This window comes from Bacillus sp. YH3-2-B2 (assembly GCF_053663335.1).
In genome coordinates, this window is record NZ_JBSJQE010000002.1 from 653,776 (window position 1) to 672,285 (window position 18,510).

Annotated in this window: 17 protein-coding genes; 13 read left to right on the plus strand and 4 right to left on the minus strand. The window is 51.7% G+C overall.

Features of this window, described 5'->3' with window-relative positions; genetic code table 11:
• Positions 1-2: 2 nt before the first annotated feature.
• The 7 genes from ACWJJX_RS08270 to ACWJJX_RS08300 are packed head-to-tail and all read left to right on the plus strand — an operon-like array spanning position 3 to position 6,994.
• The gene (locus tag ACWJJX_RS08270; protein ID WP_101562453.1) at positions 3-1,079 is read left to right on the plus strand and encodes a polysaccharide pyruvyl transferase family protein; all 1,077 of its coding nucleotides are present in this window, start codon (positions 3-5) and stop codon (positions 1,077-1,079) included.
• A complete protein-coding gene (locus ACWJJX_RS08275) occupies positions 1,076-2,110 on the plus strand; it encodes a glycosyltransferase (RefSeq protein WP_454022890.1) in 1,035 nt (344 codons plus the stop codon). The genes ACWJJX_RS08270 and ACWJJX_RS08275 overlap by 4 nt, the downstream gene beginning before the upstream one ends.
• Entirely contained in the window at positions 2,107-3,624 is a 1,518-nt protein-coding gene (locus ACWJJX_RS08280) for an MATE family efflux transporter (protein ID WP_041481923.1), read from the plus strand. The genes ACWJJX_RS08275 and ACWJJX_RS08280 overlap by 4 nt, the downstream gene beginning before the upstream one ends.
• Entirely contained in the window at positions 3,621-4,229 is a 609-nt protein-coding gene (locus ACWJJX_RS08285) for a sugar transferase (RefSeq protein WP_025853492.1), read from the plus strand. Before ACWJJX_RS08280 ends, ACWJJX_RS08285 begins: the two co-directional genes overlap by 4 nt.
• Positions 4,226-4,873: an acetyltransferase gene (locus ACWJJX_RS08290; protein ID WP_160249202.1), complete on the plus strand. Its 648-nt coding sequence runs from the start codon at positions 4,226-4,228 to the stop codon at positions 4,871-4,873. Before ACWJJX_RS08285 ends, ACWJJX_RS08290 begins: the two co-directional genes overlap by 4 nt.
• 4 nt (positions 4,874-4,877) lie before the next feature.
• Positions 4,878-6,050 carry a DegT/DnrJ/EryC1/StrS family aminotransferase gene (locus tag ACWJJX_RS08295; RefSeq protein WP_454022891.1) on the plus strand — a complete coding sequence of 391 codons (1,173 nt, stop codon included), beginning with the start codon at positions 4,878-4,880 and terminating at the stop codon, positions 6,048-6,050.
• Complete coding sequence (locus ACWJJX_RS08300; protein WP_454022892.1) at positions 6,029-6,994, plus strand: polysaccharide pyruvyl transferase family protein; 966 nt, start codon at positions 6,029-6,031, stop codon at positions 6,992-6,994. The genes ACWJJX_RS08295 and ACWJJX_RS08300 overlap by 22 nt, the downstream gene beginning before the upstream one ends.
• 13 nt (positions 6,995-7,007) lie before the next feature.
• Here ACWJJX_RS08300 and yvfG read toward each other — a convergent pair whose 3' ends face one another.
• Positions 7,008-7,226 carry a protein YvfG gene (yvfG, locus tag ACWJJX_RS08305; RefSeq protein WP_003151570.1) on the minus strand — a complete coding sequence of 73 codons (219 nt, stop codon included), beginning with the start codon at positions 7,224-7,226 and terminating at the stop codon, positions 7,008-7,010.
• Between the two features lie 77 nt (positions 7,227-7,303).
• On the opposite strand from yvfG, the gene rpoN reads away from it, so the two are divergent.
• Positions 7,304-8,614, plus strand: a complete 1,311-nt coding sequence (gene rpoN / locus ACWJJX_RS08310) for an RNA polymerase factor sigma-54 (protein ID WP_454022893.1) — start codon at positions 7,304-7,306, stop codon at positions 8,612-8,614.
• A gap of 37 nt (positions 8,615-8,651) precedes the next feature.
• Here the strand turns inward: rpoN and lutP are convergent, their stop codons facing one another.
• Entirely contained in the window at positions 8,652-10,328 is a 1,677-nt protein-coding gene (lutP, locus tag ACWJJX_RS08315; protein ID WP_454022894.1) for an L-lactate permease LutP, read from the minus strand.
• Positions 10,329-10,533: 205 nt separating this feature from the next.
• On the opposite strand from lutP, the gene ACWJJX_RS08320 reads away from it, so the two are divergent.
• The 5 genes from ACWJJX_RS08320 to ACWJJX_RS08340 all read left to right on the plus strand — a co-directional run bounded on the left by ACWJJX_RS08320 (position 10,534) and on the right by ACWJJX_RS08340 (position 15,551).
• Entirely contained in the window at positions 10,534-11,253 is a 720-nt protein-coding gene (locus ACWJJX_RS08320) for a FadR/GntR family transcriptional regulator (protein WP_017418877.1), read from the plus strand.
• A 30-nt stretch (positions 11,254-11,283) separates the two neighbouring features.
• Positions 11,284-12,474, plus strand: a complete 1,191-nt coding sequence (locus ACWJJX_RS08325) for an aminotransferase-like domain-containing protein (RefSeq protein ID WP_327967644.1) — start codon at positions 11,284-11,286, stop codon at positions 12,472-12,474.
• Between the two features lie 180 nt (positions 12,475-12,654).
• Positions 12,655-13,371 (plus strand): (Fe-S)-binding protein, encoded by a 717-nt coding sequence (locus ACWJJX_RS08330; protein WP_167860445.1) that lies wholly within the window; start codon positions 12,655-12,657, stop codon positions 13,369-13,371.
• Positions 13,372-13,398: 27 nt separating this feature from the next.
• Complete coding sequence (locus tag ACWJJX_RS08335; RefSeq protein WP_007407375.1) at positions 13,399-14,829, plus strand: LutB/LldF family L-lactate oxidation iron-sulfur protein; 1,431 nt, start codon at positions 13,399-13,401, stop codon at positions 14,827-14,829.
• Complete coding sequence (locus ACWJJX_RS08340; protein ID WP_003151581.1) at positions 14,829-15,551, plus strand: LutC/YkgG family protein; 723 nt, start codon at positions 14,829-14,831, stop codon at positions 15,549-15,551. Before ACWJJX_RS08335 ends, ACWJJX_RS08340 begins: the two co-directional genes overlap by 1 nt.
• Positions 15,552-15,586: 35 nt before the next feature.
• On the opposite strand, the gene ACWJJX_RS08345 is transcribed toward ACWJJX_RS08340, so the two are convergent.
• Together ACWJJX_RS08345 and gntK are read right to left on the minus strand one after the other, a co-directional pair.
• Positions 15,587-16,915 carry a GntP family permease gene (locus ACWJJX_RS08345; protein WP_015418256.1) on the minus strand — a complete coding sequence of 443 codons (1,329 nt, stop codon included), beginning with the start codon at positions 16,913-16,915 and terminating at the stop codon, positions 15,587-15,589.
• Positions 16,916-16,941: 26 nt separating this feature from the next.
• The gene (gene gntK, locus ACWJJX_RS08350) at positions 16,942-18,486 is read right to left on the minus strand and encodes a gluconokinase (protein WP_025853461.1); all 1,545 of its coding nucleotides are present in this window, start codon (positions 18,484-18,486) and stop codon (positions 16,942-16,944) included.
• Positions 18,487-18,510 lie beyond the last annotated feature (24 nt).

Genomic DNA, 18,510 nt, shown 5'->3' on the forward strand with positions numbered 1-18,510 from the left:
ACATGTCGATACAATCTTTAAAAATCAATCTCGCGGAATGGCTTTTGCTTAAGGTCAAATACCCGTCCCAATTTCATTTCGGAACGGCAGCGGATGGGGCGGGGCTTACAGCGGCAAGAAAAAAGATCATTCTGACGCTGCTCCCGTCCCATGATAATCTCGGCGATCACGCCATCGCCTACGCAAGCAAAACGTTTCTTGAACGGGAGTATCCCGATTTTGACATTGTCGAGGTGGATATGAAGGATATATACAGATCCGCAAAAGCGCTGATCAAAAAGCGCCACCCCGATGATATGGTATTCATCATCGGCGGCGGGAACATGGGGGATTTGTACCGGTATGAGGAATGGACGCGCCGCTTTATCATAAAAACATTCAGGCAATATCGGATCGTTCAGCTTCCGGCGACGGCTCACTTTTCTGAATCAAAAAAGGGACGGAAGGAACTGAAGCGCGCCCGAAAAGTGTACAATGCGCATCCCGACCTTTTGTTGATGGCGAGAGATGAGACGACGTATCAATGGATGAAGCGTCATTTTCCCGGAAAAACAGTGCTCAAACAGCCTGACATGGTCTTATATTTGGATAAAAGCGAGCGGGGCATAGCGCGGGAAGGGATCTACCTCTGTTTACGGGAGGATAAGGAGAGCGCGCTGACGGCTGAGGACAGAACGATGGTAAAAGAAGCTTTGGCCAAAGAGTACGGAGAGCTGTATTCCTTTACCACGACGGTCGGCCGGAGGGTCAGCCGCCATACACGCGAAAAGGAGCTGGAAGCGCTTTGGAATACGCTGAAAGGCGCGGAAGCCGTCGTCACTGACAGGCTTCACGGGATGATTTTTTGTGCGCTGACGAAAACGCCTTGTGTCGTCATTCGTTCGTTTGATCATAAGGTGATGGAAGGCTATCAATGGCTGAAAAACATACCGAACATGACATTGCTTGAACGTCCCGACCCTGAAGCCGTAACGTCCGCCGTAAACCGGCTGCTCAGCGGAAAGCATGAGGAAGGCGGTTCTTTGCGAAGTGTTTATTTTGCCGGGCTGCGCTCGAAAATCAGCGGTGATGCCCAATGACCGCCCCGCTTCTGAGCGTGATCGTCCCGATGTATAAGACAGAGCCTTTTATTAAAGAATGCGCGGTTTCTTTAACAAAACAGACGCTGAGAGACATCGAAATCATTTTCGTCAATGACGGTTCACCGGATCAGTCAGGCCGGATGGCTGAACAATTCGCCGCAGAAGATGCGAGAATCCGGGTGATTCATAAAGAAAACGGCGGCCTCAGCTCGGCCCGCAATGCCGGAATAAAAGCCGCCCGCGGCCGTTATATCGGTTTTGCGGACGGCGATGACTATGTGACGGAAACGATGTTCGAGCGGCTTTATGAAGAAGCGGAGAAGAACCGGCTGGATATTGCCGGCTGCGGTTATTACAAAGAAACGCCGTCTAAAGAAAGAACGTATATGCCGCCGTCCCTTCCGCCGGGCCGCGTCTTCACAGCGGATGAAATGACTGCATTGCTGACCCGCGCGCACGAACATCGGTTTATTTGGTATGTGTGGCGCTATATATACCGGCGAGAAGCATTGCAAGGGCTGTTGTTCCATGAAGATATCCGGTTTGCCGAGGACTCTCCGTTTAACTTGGCAGCGTTCCGCCAAGCCGCGCGTGTCAAAGTGATAGACGAAGGGCTGTATATCTACCGGGAAAATCCGCAAAGTCTTACAGAAACACCGTTTAAGCCCCGCTTAGATCACGAACTGCAAAAGCAATATGCAGCGAAAATGGCTTTTTATGAGGAAAACGGGCTGACGGACGCCTGCCGGAGCGATATTGATACGTATTTGTGCAAGCATCAAATTCCGATGCTGATCGCCAACGCATGCGCCGCCCCGCAGCTGTCACACCAGATTACGGCGCATATCGGCAGAATCTTAGCGTATGACATGGTAAAAACGGCCGTGCGCAGGACGCCGTGCCGCCATAAACAGCTGCTGGCCGGGGAGCGCGTGGTGCTCGGTCTGTGCAAAATGCGCCTTCCTCTTCTTCTGCATGCGTTTTTCGAACGGAAATCGAAAGAGAAAGGCAGTGCGGAAGGAGCATGAAATTTGCCATTAATTTCGGCGCCAATGTGACGGCGTTTTTACTATCGGTGTTTTTATCAGTGTGGATGACGCCCTTTATTGTGAAAACATTAGGTGTTGAGGCTTTTGGGTTTGTCCATCTGACACAGAATATCATTAACTATTTCTCTATTATTACCGTTGCGCTGAGCTCAGTCGTTGTGAGGTTTTTCTCCGTCGCCGCCCACAGGGGGAACAGGGACGAGGCCAATGCGTATGTAAGCAATTATTTAGCCGCGTCTGTCGTGATATCTCTATTACTCGCTGTGCCGCTCGCCGGGACTGCTTTTTTTATTGACAGGATTATGAATGTACCGGCCGGGCTCTTAACGGATGTGAGGCTGTCTATCGTAATCGGCAGCGTGCTGTTTATGCTGACGTTTTTTATGGCGGGGTTCGCGACGGGGCCGTTTTTTGCCAACAAGCTTTATATCACAAGTTCCATTCAGGCCGTGCAAATGCTGGTCAGGGTGCTGTGTGTGCTCGCTCTGTTTACGTGCCTGCCGCCGAAGATCTGGCAGATCCAGCTTTCGGCATTAGCGGGAGCCGTCTGTGCAGCTGTGCTGACTTTTTTCTTCTTTAAGAAATTGATTCCGTGGTTTTCTTTCAGCCGTAAAACTTTGTCATTACAGACAAGCAAAGTGCTGTTTTCGGCCGGTGCCTGGAGTTCTGTCAACCAGATCGGCGTGCTGCTGTTTCTGCAGATTGACCTCATGACGGCCAACCTTGTGCTGGGGCCGTCTGAAGCGGGTGTCTATGCGGCGATTATTCAATTCCCGCTTCTGCTCAGAAGTCTTGCCGGGACGCTTGCTTCACTGTTTGCGCCGGTTTTGACTTCCTATTATTCAAAAGGCGATATGGAAGGTCTCCTATCTTACGCCAATAAGGCCGTGCGGATGAACGGGCTTCTCCTCGCGCTTCCCGCTGCGTTATTAGGAGGGCTTGCCGAACCGTTTCTGGCGATTTGGCTGGGCCCGTCGTTTGTGCAGACGGCGCCGCTTTTATATATTCACGCCGCGTATTTGGCGGTCAGTCTCTCTGTCATGCCGCTTTTTTACGTATGGACGGCTTTTAATAAACAAAAAACGCCCGCCGTCGTTACTTTATGTTTAGGCGGACTGAATGTCATATTGGCCGTGGTTCTCAGCGGACCGGCACATCTCGGGCTGTACGGCATCACCATTGCCGGGGCTGTCTCCCTCATTTTGAAAAATGCCGTCTTCACGCCGCTGTATGTTTCGCATATTACCGGCTTTCAGAAAACTGCGTTTTACAAAGGCATGTTCGGACCGTTGGCGGCGGCCGTATTTGCCTGGGCCGTCTGCCGGGGTATCCGTCTGTTTTCACCGCTTGACAGCTGGGCCGGTCTGATCGCCGCGGGGCTTGCCGTATGCATAAGCTATGCCGCATTCGCTTTTTTCTTCATTTGTACGAAAGAAGAAAGGCGGCTTGCTTTACAGAAATGCCGAAAAGTGAAAGGAGCTGTTCAGATTTGAAGGCGAAACGTGTATTTGATATAGCGGCCGCGATGCTGTTATTGTGCGGCGCGAGTGTCATTCTTCTCTTCGCCATGGCAGCCGTCAGATGCGCCATCGGGTCTCCGGTATTGTTCAAACAGACGAGACCGGGGCATAATGGGCGTCCGTTTACGTTGTATAAACTCAGAACGATGACGGATGCGCGTGATGAAAACGGTGTGCTGCTTCCGGATCATCTGCGCCTGACCAAACCGGGAAGGCTGATCAGAAAACTGAGCATCGATGAGCTTCCCCAGCTTTTTAATGTGCTCAAAGGCGATATCAGTCTGGTCGGCCCCCGCCCTTTGCTGATGGATTATCTGCCGCTTTACACGGCGGAGCAGGCGCGGCGGCACGAGGTGAAGCCGGGGATTACGGGCTGGGCGCAGATCAATGGGAGAAACGCGATTTCATGGGAGGAGAAATTCAAGCTCGACGTGTGGTACGTCGACAACCGCACCTTTCTGCTCGACTTAAAGATTCTGCTTTTAACAGTGAAAAAAGTTCTCGTGTCAGAAGGCATACACCAAGCCGGCCATGTGACGGCAAAGCGCTTCACAGGCAGCGGAGATATGTCATCGTGAAAAAGGTCGTGCTGATCGGAAACGGCGGACACGGAAAAGTCGTGAAGGAAATCGTGCAGGCCCGTTCCGATATGGAGCTTGCGGGCATATTGGACGACGGATTCAGCGGTTTTGCCGTTCGGAACGGTTTATATACGGGCCGGACGGAAGACGTGCACATACTTCAGAAACTCGTCCCCGAGGCCGTGTTCACGATATGCATCGGACGCAACGGCGTCAGAAAGCAGTTCGCTGAAACGCTTGGGATTGAAGATGCCGATTATGCCGCACTCATTCACCCCGGGGCGATCGTCAGTGAAACGGCTTCCGTCGGACACGGAACGGTTGTGATGGCGGGCGCCGTCATTCAGGCGGGCGCTGACATCGGCGCCCATTGCATCATCAATACGGGGGCGGTTGCCGATCATGACAATGCAATCGGAGATTACGTCCATCTTTCACCGCGCGCGGCGCTTGCCGGCGGAGTGAAAGTCGGGGAAGGAACGCACATCGGAATCGGCGCGTCCGTCATACCGCAGATGGACATCGGCCCTTGGTCCGTTATCGGCGCGGGGGCTGCGGTCATCAGCAGAATTCCCGGCCATGTGACGGCGGTCGGCGTTCCGGCCCGCGTCATCCCCCCTATCCATAATGAAAAAGGATGATTTCATGCAAACAAACAAACGGATTTATTTGTCTCCGCCTCATATGAGCGGAAAAGAACAGGAATACATCGCAGAAGCCTTCCGCTCCAATTGGATTGCCCCGCTCGGTCCGCTCGTCAATTCGTTTGAAGCGCGGCTCGCGGAATATGCGGGAGTGAAAAGCGCGGCGGCCGTAAGCTCGGGAACGGCCGCCATCCATCTTGCCCTGCGGCTTGCGGGTGTGAAAAAAGGAGACGCTGTATTTTGTCCTTCTTTTACGTTTGTCGCTACGGCGAATCCGATTGTGTATGAGCAGGCTGAGCCCGTTTTTATTGATTCGGAATGGGAGACGTGGAATATGTCGCCCGATGCGCTTGAGCGGGCGCTCCGGGATGCAAAGCGGCGCGGCAGACTCCCGAAAGCGGTAATCGCCGTCAATCTTTACGGGCAAAGCGCGAAAATGGATGAATTAATGAGCCTTTGTGACGCATACGGCGTCTGTCTGATTGAAGACGCTGCCGAGTCCTTAGGATCAACATATAAAGGCAGGCAGAGCGGCACCTTCGGCCGTTTCGGCATTTATTCCTTTAACGGCAACAAAATCATTACAACATCGGGAGGCGGCATGCTCGTGTCTGACGATGAAGCCGCGATTGAAAAAGCGAGGTTTCTTGCGTCACAGGCGAGAGATGCCGCCGTTCATTACCAGCACAGCGAGCTCGGTTACAACTACAGGCTAAGCAACATTCTCGCGGGCGTGGGGATATCGCAGCTGGAAGTGCTCGAAGATCGCGTCCGGGCGAGGAGAGAAATCTTTCACCGGTATCGGGAAGCGCTGGAAACATATCCGGGCATCCGCATGATGCCGGAGCTTGAAGGAACGGTTTCAAACCGCTGGCTGACGGCTCTGACGCTTGATAACGGCGTGACGCCGCAAGAAGCCGTTGCCTGTCTTGCGGAACAGAACATTGAGGCCCGGCCGCTGTGGAAACCGCTGCATACGCAGCCGCTTTTCTCATCTTCCGTCTTTTATCCTCACAGCGAACATGAGCGTGTCTCTGAGAACCTTTTCAGCCGGGGCATCTGTCTGCCGTCCGGGTCTGACCTGTCTTCTGAGGAGCAGCAGCGTGTCATTGACGCACTTGCGCAACTGTTTGAAACGAAAGGGGAGAAAACATGGACAGCCGCCATGTTATGAGCCGATTAAAAGAGAAGCTGACGGGTCTGCTCAGCGTTATACCGCCGCAATCCGACATCATATATGCCGACTATCCCCTCTACGGAAATGTAGGGGATTTATTGATTATGAAAGGGACGGAGGCGTTTTTTAAAGCGCACGGCATCCGCGTGAAACAGCGCTGGAATCCCGACAATTTTCCATTCGGGCGCCGGGCGGACAAAAAGACGATCATCGTCTGTCAGGGTGGCGGAAATTTCGGGGATCTCTATCCATACTATCAGACGTTCAGGGAAAAAATCGTCAAATCCTTTCCGGAAAACAGGATCGTCATCCTGCCGCAATCGATTTATTATCAGGATGAGACACGGCTGCAAAAGACATCAGCGCTTTTTGCGGAGCACAAGGATCTCCACCTGTTTACGAGAGATCATGTGTCATACGAGACTGCGAAACACTTTTTTTCGGCGAATCATATCGGGCTTATGCCTGATATGGCCCATCAGCTGTATCCGATCGCGGCGTCAGCGGCTCCGTCACGCGGCAGGCTTCATTTTATCCGCACGGATGGGGAAATCAACCCGAAGCTGCAAAACAATTCTTCCGTTAAAAGCTGTGACTGGCAGGATGTTCTGTCAGCAAGCGGCCGCAGGGGAATCGCTTTTTTCCAAACGCTGAATGTTTTGAATAAAAAAGCGGGAAACCCGCTGCCGATTGCGCGGTTTTGGAAACGCTATTCCGATTTCTTAACGAAAAAAGCGGTCCTGTTTTTCAGCAGGTACGAATCGGTGGAAACGTCAAGGCTCCACGGCCACATCTTGTCCTCGCTTCTCGGGAAACCGAATACCGTCATTGATAATTCATACGGGAAAAATGCCAACTATTATTACACCTGGACGCACGAAGCGCCGGACGTCCGGCTGATCGGTGAAACCGCCGGCACGAAGGAAAACCTTCCGCTTTGAATGAGCGGAAGGTTTATTTTGTTTCTCCGCGTTTTACTTTGTTGTACGCCTCATCCAAATGCTGAATTCTTTTGAGCACAACCGAGTTTTTCGTCAGCTGATCCTGTACAAGGGTTGAGACGACGGAGCGGTAATAGCTGTTCATCGCATGAATTCGGTCTTCATTCGGATTCATTTCAATGTGCTGTGTAAAGTTTTCAATAAAATAGGGAACAGAAAAAAGTTCTGACATCTATAAAGCAACTCCTTTTAATAAGTATATACGGTATGAAACCAATCATGTACAATGAAAAAAGGGGAGTGAGCATGATGGATATCAAACTTCAGCAAACACAAATGTTAAAGCCTCAATTAACGCAAGAGCTTAAACAGGCCATCACATTACTCGGATACAATTCCGCGGAACTGGCCGGATATATTGATGAGCTCTCACTGGAAAACCCTCTGATTGAACGAAAGGAAACAGACACGCCGCCACTATCTTACCATAAAACAAATAAAAACAGGATGAAAGAACGGGACGGAAGCCAGCAGATCAGACTTACCCGTAAAACGTTGCAGGATTCGCTCAAACAGCAAGCCTTAGACATGAAGCTGTCCGATGATGAGAAAAAAATTTTCAATTATCTGATACATTCATTGGATTCAAACGGATATTTAAAAGAGGACATATCAGCCGCCGCCGACCATGTATCCGCTTCACAAGAGGAGACGGAAGCGGTTTTGAAAAAGCTTCAATCCCTTGAGCCCGCGGGAATCGGCGCCCGGTCTTTGCAGGAATGCATCCTTCTTCAGCTCCGCCGTCTGCCCGAGCGGAACGAACAGGCGGAATGGATTGCCGAAGCCTATTTTGAGCTATTTGCAAGAAAGAACTGGAAAGCGCTTACACTGAAAACGGGCATTCCGCTTAAAGACATTCAGGGCATCGCTGACATGATCAGCGCGCTTGATCCGAGGCCGGGGCTCCGTTATGCGCATGAGGAGCCGGGTTTTTACGTAGAACCGGATATTTTCATCACGGTGAAAAACGGCATCATTCAAGCGCGGCTCAACAGCCGTTCGTTTCCTGACATCCAGCTTCATGCCCATTATCAGCCGCTCCTGTCAGCTGCCGGGTGCCGTGACACGAAAAATTATCTGTCGGCAAAATATCAGGAATGGCGCTGGCTGAACCGGGCTTTGTCGCAAAGAAAACAAACGATCACGAGAATTATCGGCGTCCTGACTGAACGGCAGGAATCCTTTTTTCTCACAGGAAAAAGCGGAATGCAGCCGCTGACCTTAAGAGAGGTGGCGGAAACGCTGGAGCTCCACGAATCAACGATCAGCCGGGCCATCAAAGGGAAGTACGTTCAGACGCCGTACGGACTGTATGAAATGAAAACATTTTTCTCGGCGAAAGCTGAATCATCGGGGGATGGCGGCGCCTCCAATTATGCCGTAAAAGCGCATCTGGAAGCATTGGTCCGTAAAGAAGATAAAAAGAAACCTTTTTCAGACCAAAAGCTTGCCGATCTGCTTCATGAACAATATGAGATCCGAATCTCAAGGCGCACCGTCGCCAAATACCGTGATCAATTAAATATTCCGCCGTCATCGGCGAGAAAACGGTACAGCTGAAACCTCCCCGAGCCAAACCCCGGGGAGGTTCTCCGTGTTACGGGATCATCCATGAAAACAGATGATGCTGTAAAAATGTAATGAGACAGACGAGCAGAAGCAAAAACAGACTGTGCTTAATCGTAAAGCGGAAAAGGTCGGCTTCCTTGCCCGCCAGACCGACAGCGGCACAGGCAACCGCAATGGATTGCGGAGAAATCATTTTTCCGGTGACACCGCCTGATGAATTGGCGGCAACGGAGAGAACCGGGTCCATCCCGACAGAGAGCGCCGTCACCTTTTGCAATCCGCCGAACAATAGGTTGGCCGATGTATCAGAGCCGGTAATAAATACGCCGAGCCAGCCGAGCACCGGCGAAAAAAAGGTAAACATCGCGCCCGTCATGGCAAGCGAAAGACCGAGTGTCGTGCTCATGCCGGAAGCATTCGTCACATAAGCAAAGCCGACAACAGAAACAATGGTCACAACCGGAAGCGTTAACTCTTTCACCGTTTCAATAAACGCTTCGCCCCACGTCTTCCACGACATGCCGAGGGCGAACTTGGAGATGACGGCGGCAATCAGAATCGCCGTGCCCGCTGAACCGAGAAGCTCAAGCTTGTACACGGCTTCAATCGGCGTGCCGTCCGCCTGAAGAATCTGCTGATTTACAAATGGGACGGGAGGCGTGAAGGTCAATGCGCGCCCGGCTGCATTCAGCCAGGAAAGCCACATTGACGTTCCTTCATAATGACCGGTTAAGGCAGCCTTCACGCCGGGAATCCCCCAAACGGATATCATGGCCGTCAGAAGAAGGAAAGGAGACCACGCTTTAAACACCGCGGCGCCCCCGTACTTGATCGGCGCCCGGTCAGCGGCCGCTGCTGATTCCCGTTCTGCTGCGAAACGAAAGGCCGTTTTCGGTTTCCAAAATTTCAAAAACAGAGCGAGCGCGGCCATGGAAACAAGCGCCGACAGCACATCCGGAAGCTCGGGCCCTAAAAAATTCGAGCTTGCGTACTGCACGGCCGCAAAGGAGACGCCGGAAACAAGAATGGCCGGCCATACTTCAAAAGCCTTTTTAAACCCGCTCATCAAAATGATTAAGTAAAGCGGAATAAAGACGGATAAAAACGGAAGCTGCCGGCCGACCATTTGGGAAATTTCCATTGCCGGTATCCCGGTCGGACCTTCGACGGCGGTAATCGGAATGCCGATCGCACCGAAGGCAACGGGCGCCGTATTGGCAATCAGGCAAATTCCCGCCGCATACAGCGGCTGAAAACCAAGTCCGACGAGCAAAGCGGCCGAGATCGCGACGGGAGCGCCGAAACCGGCGGCGCCTTCTAAAAATGCCCCGAATGAAAAGGCGATGAGCAGCGCCTGCAAACGCCGGTCATCTGTAATTGAGAGCACCGAACTCCGGATAATCTCGAACTGTCCCGTTTTCACGGTGATTTTATACAGAAAGACCGATGTGACGATAATCCAGCCGATCGGAAGCAGCCCGTACACCGCTCCCTGAGAAGCGGACATCACCGCTTTTTCCGCCGGCATGCCGTAAACAAATACAGCGATTAAAAGTGAAACGGCTAACGTTAAAAGCCCCGCTATGTACCCCTTCATCCGTTTCACCGCAAGCGCCCAAAAAAAGAAGATAATCGGCACGAGCGCGCAAGCTGCCGATAAAAGCAAATTTCCCCCTAAAGGAGCGTACCCCTGTGTCCATTGCATCCCTAAAAAACCCCTCCTTATGTCATGTAAACGATTACTTTTTATGATAAGGTCATCTGATGACCGGGTTAATTAGCATTATATTTTGAAAGTTTTGAAAGTACAATACTTTTCTTGAACAAATTGTCTGAACCTGTCGGCAACACAAAAAAAGAAGTATAATAGACGATAAACATCAAGATTCACAAGTGACGGGGTGATCGCGTTGAAATATAAACAAATTAAAACGAAAAAAATCTACGAAGAAGTCGCTGACGCATTGCTGGAGAAGATAAAAGCGGGCGAGCTTAAGCCGGGTGAAAAGCTTGATTCCGTTCAGGCGCTTTCTGAGAGTTTTCAGGTCAGCCGCTCGGCGGTCAGAGAAGCGCTGTCGGCTTTGAAAGCGATGGGGCTCGTCGACATGAAGCAGGGAGAAGGCACATACATAAGAGAATTTGAGCCGTCTCATGTTTCCCAGCCGCTTTCTTCCGCCCTCTTGATGAAAAAAGAGGACGTCAAACAGCTGCTCGAAGTCAGAAAGCTGCTTGAACTCGGCGTCGCCGCCATGGCCGCTGAAAAACGCACCGAAGACGATTTGCAAAAAATCCGCCAAGCTCTCTTGGAGATGAAAGACATCGACGGAGACGAAGAATTGGGCGAAAAAGCAGATTTCTCCTTTCACATGGCGCTGGCGGAAGCATCACAAAACGGGCTGCTTAAGCATCTCATGAATCATGTCTCCGCGCTCCTTTTGGAAACAATGAGAGAAACGAGAAAAATTTGGCTGTTTTCTAAACGAACGAGCGTGCAGCGATTGTATGAAGAGCATGAACGCATTTACAGCGCCGTCGCCGCCGGAGACGCGGATGAAGCGGAAGCCGCGATGACGGCGCACCTGACGAATGTGGAAGAAGTGCTGGGGGCTTATTTTGAAGAAAATGTATAGAAGCTGACTTGTGAAAGGGGATAACATCACATGCAGGCCGAATCTTTTTTTTCTGACCATGTAAAGAAAGCTCTGACAAACGATCCTCCCGGGGAATGGATGCCGGCAGTTCCGAAAGCGTGCATCCCTCTGCATTCCGGCTATCCCGATCCCGCCCTCGTTCCGGATAAGGAGCTGAAAGAAGCCGCCTCCCGCCTTCTGGATGAGGAGCGTGATCTGCCGCTGCATTATATGGGAAGCCCGAGGACGGCCGTTTTAAAAAAGCAGATTCAAGAACGGTTAGCCATCCGCGGCATTCACTGCCGGGACGATGAGCTGATCGTGACATCAGGCGCCTGTCAGGCGATAGATCTGGCTGCGCGGGTTTTCCTCGATGAACAAACCGCCGCTGCCGTTGAAGCTCCGGTCTATATGGAAGCGCTCGAGATTTTAAAAAATTATACACCGCATATCATGAGCATTCCGACAGATCAAGAGGGCCTGCAAACAGAAACATTGGCCTTCATGCTTGAGGAAAGAAAACGAAAAGGGCTTGTGCTTCCCCGTCTTCTCTACACGATACCCGCTTTTCAGAATCCTGCGGGAACCGTAATGTCAGCGAAGCGGAGAACCCGCCTGCTTCAGCTTGCCGAAACGTATGATTTTCTCATCTTGGAGGATGATGCATACGGCGAGCTCGGATTCACCGATATTCCGCCGCCCTTGAAAGCCATGGATCAAAACGGCCGGGTGCTGTACGCCGGTTCATTATCAAAAGTCATCGCCCCGGGTATGAGGATCGGCTGGATTGCAGGGGACGCCGCATTCATTACGGCATTGTCATGGTTAAAAAAAGACTTAGGCCACCCGTTTTCCCAAGCGGTGACCGCCGTCTATCTGGAACAAACGAATATTGAAGAACGGCTCGCCGCCTTGCGGGAAGCATATCGAAGCAAACGTGATGTTTTGCTCGCCGCATCAGCGCGATATCTTCCGGAATCCGCATCCTGGCACGTGCCTGAAGGCGGTTACTTTGTATGGCTGAAAGCGCCGGGGGCTGATACGTCCGCAATGCTGGCGCGGGCTCTGTCTCACGGCGTTTCCTATGTACCCGGAAAATATTTTTTTCCGCATCAGGAAGACGGTGCCGAATATCTCCGCCTGTCGTTCAGTTTTGCCGGTAAAGCCGCGATAAAAGAGGGTGTGCAAAAACTGGGACGCCTGCTGAAAAACGGGATGTAGAGCAGCATGGGAAGCTTTCAGGCTTCTCTTTTTTTGCACCCTTCAGCGCATCGGACGAAAGGATTTTTCAGAAAAACCTTCCAATCCTTATTCAGAATAGTGTAGGATATTCATAGAGCTTTCCAAAAACAGGTCATCAGATGACCGGATCACATACTGAGGATGAAAGAGGGGTTCATCATGAAAGTCTCATTATTTGTCACGTGCCTTGTGGATATGTTTCAGACCAATGTCGGAAAGGCGACGGTTGAGGTGCTGGAACGGCTCGGGTGCGAGGTGGATTTTCCCGAGGGGCAGATTTGCTGCGGGCAGCCCGCATACAACAGCGGGTATGTGACGGATGCGAAAAAAGCGATGAAGCGGATGATTGCCGCGTTTGAAGAAGCGGAGTACGTCGTCAGCCCGTCAGGTTCCTGTACGACGATGTTCCGTGAATATCCGCATCTGTTTCAGGACGATCCGAAGTGGGCCGAAAAAGCGCAGCAGCTTGCGGACAAAACATATGAGTTAACGGATTTTATCGTCAACGTTCTCGGGGTGGAGGATGTCGGGGCGGTGCTGCATAAAAAAGCGACAGTCCATACATCATGCCACATGACGAGGCTGCTCGGCGTGTCGGAGGAGCCGATGAAGCTTTTGCGCCATGTCAAGGGGCTCGAGCTGACCGCGCTTCCCGGAAAACACCAATGCTGCGGATTCGGAGGAACATTTTCTGTGAAAATGGCGCAAATCTCTGAACAAATGGTGGATGAAAAGGTCGCCTGCGTGGAAGACACGGAAGCCGAGGTGCTGATCGGGGCGGATTGCGGATGTCTGATGAATATCGGCGGGCGTCTTGACCGTAAGGATAAAAACGTCAGAGTCATGCACATCGCAGAAGTGCTGAACAGCAGATAAGACGAGAAACAACAAGGGGGTAAAATCATGGCGATGAAAATCGGTACCGCCGCTTTTAAAGAGCGGGTATCAGAAGGAATAGATAATGAGTTTATGAGAGGAGCCGTCTCCGGAGCGCAGGAACGGCTCAGGACAAGAAGGCTTCAGGCGGCCGAGGAATTGGGAAACTGGGAGGATTGGCGTTCCCATGCGGAAGAAATCAGACAGCATGTGCTGGACAATCTTGATTTCTATTTGGAACAGCTCGCCGAAAACGTCGCCAACAGAGGCGGACATGTCTTTTTCGCCGAAACGGCGGAAGAAGCGTCCTCCTATATCCGCGATGTCATCCGGCAGAAAAACGCCAAAAAAATCGTAAAATCCAAATCCATGGTGACAGAAGAAATCAATATGAACGAAGTGCTTGAGGAAGAGGGCTGTGAAGTCACAGAAACGGACCTCGGCGAATACATTCTCCAGATTGACGATCATGATCCGCCGTCACATATCGTTGCTCCCGCTCTTCACAAAAACAAAGAGCAGATCCGTGACGTATTTAAAGAGAGACTCGAATACAAACAGACGGAAAAACCGGAAGAGCTCGTCATGCACGCGCGCAGCGTCCTCCGGAAAAAATTTCTCGAAGCGGATGTCGGCATCACGGGCTGCAACTTTGCAATCGCGGATACCGGATCGGTCAGTCTCGTGACAAACGAAGGAAACGGCCGCCTTGTGTCCGCGCTGCCGAAGACGCAGATCACCGTGATGGGAATGGAGCGGATCGTTCCTTCATTTTCTGAGTTTGAAGTGCTTGTCAGCATGCTGACGAGAAGCGCGGTCGGCCAGCGGCTTACAAGTTACATTACGGCGCTGACGGGCCCCCGGCAGCAAGGAGAAGCTGACGGGCCTGAGGAATTCCACCTCGTGGTTGTGGATAACGGGCGTTCCCGCATACTCGGCACGGAATTCCAATCGGTGCTGCAATGTATCCGCTGCGCCGCCTGCATCAACGTCTGTCCCGTGTACCGGCATGTCGGCGGACACTCGTACGGGTCCATCTATTCGGGTCCGATCGGCGCCGTCTTATCGCCTCTTCTCGGCGGATATGACGAATACAAGGAGCTCCCGTACGCATCTTCCTTATGCGCGGCCTGTACGGAAGCGTGTCCGGTTAAAATTCCGCTGCACGAGCTGCTGCTCAAGCATCGGCAGAACATTGTGGAAAAAGAGGGCAAAGCGCCGATCAGCGAAAAACTGGCGATGAAAGCCTTCGGGCTCGGCTCGTCATCCCCGTCCCTTTATAAAATGGGATCGAAATGGGCGCCTGCCGCCATGACGCCGTTTACGGAGGATGACAAAATATCAAAAGGGCCGGGGCCGTTAAAAGAATGGACGGCAATACGGGACTTCCCTGCGCCGCATAAATCGAGATTCAGAGATTGGTTTAAAGACCGGGAAAAACAAAAGGGGGAAGAATGATGATGAAAGGGACGGTTACACATCAGGAATCCTTTCTAAACCGGATCGCCGGAAGTCTGGGCAGAGAGCGCAGGAAATCAGGCGTGTCCCTGCCTGAATGGAAGTATCAGCCTCAATATCAAACGCATGCGGACTGTACGGAAGACGATCTTGTCACGATGCTGAAAGACCACTGCGTCAACATTCATACCGAACTGATCGAAACGGATGCAGCCGGGCTTTACGACGCTTTGCGCGCGCAGGTGAACCGCTTTGAAGGAGGGCCTGTCATCATTCCGAAGGACAGCCGGTTTGAAATGTACGGCTTGCAGACCCTTATGACAGAAGAGTGGCCGGACGAAGGGATTTCCGTTTGGGAATGGGACGCGGAACAAGGAGCGAAAAATATTGAAAAAGCGGAACAAGCGAATGTGGGCATCACATTCAGCGAGATCACGCTTGCGGAATCAGCCACCGTCGTTTTGTATGCGTCAGAGCATGCCGGCCGTTCCGTCAGCCTGCTTCCGACCACCTATATCGCAATCATCCCGAAATCTTCCATTGTGCCGAGAATGACACAGGCCAGCGATATACTGAAACAGCAGATCAGAGACGGCGTCACCGTTCCTTCCTGCATCAACTATATTACCGGACCGAGCAACTCGGCCGATATCGAAATGGATTTGGTTGTCGGCGTCCACGGACCCGTTAAAGCCGCTTATATCCTCGTGAATGACCGATAAAAAAACAAACCCCGGTTTACGGCCGGGGTTTGTTTTTATATAAACGCGTTAATGATCATGATAAAACAGATCGCACTGACAGAAATAATCGTTTCCATCGCTGTCCATGTCAGGAACGTTTCTTTTACCGTCATTCCGAAATACTCTTTAATGAGCCAGAAACCGGAGTCATTGACATGTGACAGAATCAAAGAGCCCGCTCCCGTTGCCAAAACGAGAAGCTCGCTGCTGACGCCCGGCATGACAGATGCAATCGGAGCAACAATGCCGGCCGCCGTCATCATGGCGACAGTCGCTGAACCCGTGGCGACACGGATGACCGCCGCGATCGTCCAGCTTAAAAGAACGGGAGAGAAGCTTGAGTGTTTCGCCATGTCAGCGATATACGTGCCGACGCCTGAATCAATCAGGACGTTGTTAAAAGCGCCGCCGGCTCCGATCACAAGCAGAATAGAAGCGATCGGTCCGAGACAGTCATTGCTGAATTTTAAAATGCTTTCTCTGTCAAAGCCCTGATAAAAACCAAGGCTGAAAAAGGAGTAAACCGTGGCGATCAAAAGCGCCGTGACAGGGTCGCCGATAAATTTAAAAGTTTCATAGAGCGTGCTTTTTTCCGGAAGCGCAATTTCGGCAAGCGTGGCCATAAGCATCAGGATCACCGGTACCAATATCGTAAACAATGTATTTGCGAATCCCGGAAGCTTGCGTTTTTCATTCCGTTCAATAAATTGTTTTTTCAACAGTTCGGGAACGGGTTTATGAATGCGCTTACCAATCCATTTTCCGTAAAGCGGCCCCGCGATGATGGCAGTCGGAATGCCGACGATTAAAGAAAACAAAATCGTTTTTCCGACATTGGCGTGATAAATGCCGACAGCCGCCATCGCCGCCGGGTGGGGCGGAACCAATCCGTGCACGACGGAAAGTCCCGCAAGGAGCGGAATCCCGATCGTCACTAATGAAACCCCGGTTTCAATCGCAATCGTAAACAAAAGCGGCACGAGCAGGACGAAGCCGACCTGGAAAAAGACCGGGATGCCGACGATAAAAGCGACGGCCATCATCGCCCAATGCACTTTCTTTTTGCCGAAGCGGCCGATCAGGGTGTGGGCGATCCGCTCCGCACCGCCTGATTCAGCCATCATTTTGCCGAGCATCGTACCGAGGGCCAGCACGATCGCAAGCAGCGAAAGCGTATTGCCGAGCCCGGTTTTCATCGAAGTGATAATGTCCGGCAGATTCATGCCCGTTGCGAAACCGACAAGGATGGATGTAATCAAAAGACTGATAAAAGGATTTAACTTAGCGACCGTAATCAATAAGAGTAAAACGATAATAGCGGCAATGACAATAAACAGTAACATGACCTTTTCACCCTTTCAAAGAAGAATTAACGGCTTTGTTTGAGCTGAAATTCACTGATGACGTCAAATTCATCTTTGAGCTTGTCATACAGCCGCTCGTATAAGTAAAACAGCTCAATATATGTTTCGCTGTTTTTGACGTTCGGTTCATGGCGGTGCGAAATTCTGATCCAGTCCTGAACATCCTCGATCCGTTCCATTTCGCCAAGGCTGTGCAAAGCGAGAACGGCCGCTCCGAGCGCAGAGGCTTCGTAACTTTCCGGAACGAGGACTTCCCGTCCCATCGTATCGGACAAAATCTGCCTCCACAGCGGCGATCTCGCAAATCCTCCCGAAGCCCGCACGTCTTTTGCGGGGCCCGCCAAATCTCTCAGTGCGACACCGATTGAAAAGACGCTCATGATGACGCCTTCCAGCACCGCTCTGATAAAATGCTCCCGTTTATGGCGGAGGCTGATGCCGAAAAACGTTCCGCGGGCATTCGGGTTCCAAAACGGCGCGCGCTCCCCTGATAAAAACGGCAGAAACAGCAATCCCTCAGAGCCTGCGGGCACTTTATCAGCAATATCAATCATTAAATCGTACGGATCAATGCCGAGCCGCTTCGCCGTTTCAACTTCCGGAGAAGCGAATTCGTCTCGAAGCCAGCGCAGCATAATGCCTCCGTTATTCGTCGGGCCTCCGATGACCCAATGCTTGTCAGTCAGCGCGTAACAGAATGTCCGCGCTTTTTCATCCGTAATCGGCGCATCCGTCACCGAACGCACGGCTCCGCTTGTTCCGATCGTAACGGCCACTTCGCCTTTGCCGATCGCGCCGACTCCCAGGTTGGCGAGCACGCCGTCATTTGCGCCGATAATAAACGGTGTATCCGCATGAATGCCCATCCGTGCAGCGATTTCCGGCGCAAGGCCGCGCAGCTGATAAGTGGTCGGCACGATGTCCGACAGCTGATCTTCCCGGATTCCGGCAATCCGGAGCGCTTCTTCATCCCAGGAAAGCGTATCTAATCGGAACAGCCCCGTTGCCGAAGCGATCGAATAATCGACGACATAAGTTCCGAAAAACTCGTGCAGAATATATTCTTTAATACTGATGAATTTGGCGGTTTTCGCGAATGTCTCCTTGTCCTGTTCTTTCATCCACACAATTTTGGAAAGCGGAGACATCGGATGAATCGGCGTACCCGTTCTTTTATAAATATCAAAACCGTTCATCTCTTTTATAATCCGTTTTGATTGCTCGGCGCTGCGGTTGTCCGCCCAAATGATGCTTTTGGTCAGCAGGCCGCCGTTTTGATCGACAGCTATCAATGAGTGCATGGCGGTGCTGATGCCGATTGCAAGCAGATTGTCAGGACTCAGTCCGGCCTTTGTGACGGCGCCCCTGATGCTTCCGATCACCGCTTCCAAAATGTGCTCAGGATCCTGCTCGGCCCATGCCGGCTTTGGCTGTATTAAATCATAGTGAACCGAATGCTTGGCTAACACTTTGCCTCTTGGTCCGAACAGAACGGCTTTCGTACTGGTCGTGCCGATATCCAGACCGATAACAGCTTGGGTTTCCTTCATAATATATCCCGCCTAATCTGATTG

Excerpts from the sequence above, each read along its gene's own strand:
- gntK (WP_025853461.1), bottom strand. The coding sequence starts at position 18,486 with ATGAAGGAAACCCAAGCTGTTATCGGTCTGGATATCGGCACGACCAGT.
- ACWJJX_RS08300 (WP_454022892.1), top strand. The coding sequence starts at position 6,029 with ATGGACAGCCGCCATGTTATGAGCCGATTAAAAGAGAAGCTGACGGGT.
- ACWJJX_RS08330 (WP_167860445.1), top strand. The coding sequence starts at position 12,655 with ATGAAAGTCTCATTATTTGTCACGTGCCTTGTGGATATGTTTCAGACC.
- ACWJJX_RS08340 (WP_003151581.1), top strand. The coding sequence starts at position 14,829 with ATGATGAAAGGGACGGTTACACATCAGGAATCCTTTCTAAACCGGATC.
- ACWJJX_RS08325 (WP_327967644.1), top strand. The coding sequence starts at position 11,284 with ATGCAGGCCGAATCTTTTTTTTCTGACCATGTAAAGAAAGCTCTGACA.
- rpoN (WP_454022893.1), top strand. The coding sequence starts at position 7,304 with ATGGATATCAAACTTCAGCAAACACAAATGTTAAAGCCTCAATTAACG.
- ACWJJX_RS08270 (WP_101562453.1), top strand. The coding sequence starts at position 3 with ATGTCGATACAATCTTTAAAAATCAATCTCGCGGAATGGCTTTTGCTT.
- yvfG (WP_003151570.1), bottom strand. The coding sequence starts at position 7,226 with ATGTCAGAACTTTTTTCTGTTCCCTATTTTATTGAAAACTTTACACAG.
- ACWJJX_RS08345 (WP_015418256.1), bottom strand. The coding sequence starts at position 16,915 with ATGTTACTGTTTATTGTCATTGCCGCTATTATCGTTTTACTCTTATTG.
- ACWJJX_RS08295 (WP_454022891.1), top strand. The coding sequence starts at position 4,878 with ATGCAAACAAACAAACGGATTTATTTGTCTCCGCCTCATATGAGCGGA.
- ACWJJX_RS08280 (WP_041481923.1), top strand. The coding sequence starts at position 2,107 with ATGAAATTTGCCATTAATTTCGGCGCCAATGTGACGGCGTTTTTACTA.
- ACWJJX_RS08275 (WP_454022890.1), top strand. The coding sequence starts at position 1,076 with ATGACCGCCCCGCTTCTGAGCGTGATCGTCCCGATGTATAAGACAGAG.
- ACWJJX_RS08335 (WP_007407375.1), top strand. The coding sequence starts at position 13,399 with ATGGCGATGAAAATCGGTACCGCCGCTTTTAAAGAGCGGGTATCAGAA.
- lutP (WP_454022894.1), bottom strand. The coding sequence starts at position 10,328 with ATGCAATGGACACAGGGGTACGCTCCTTTAGGGGGAAATTTGCTTTTA.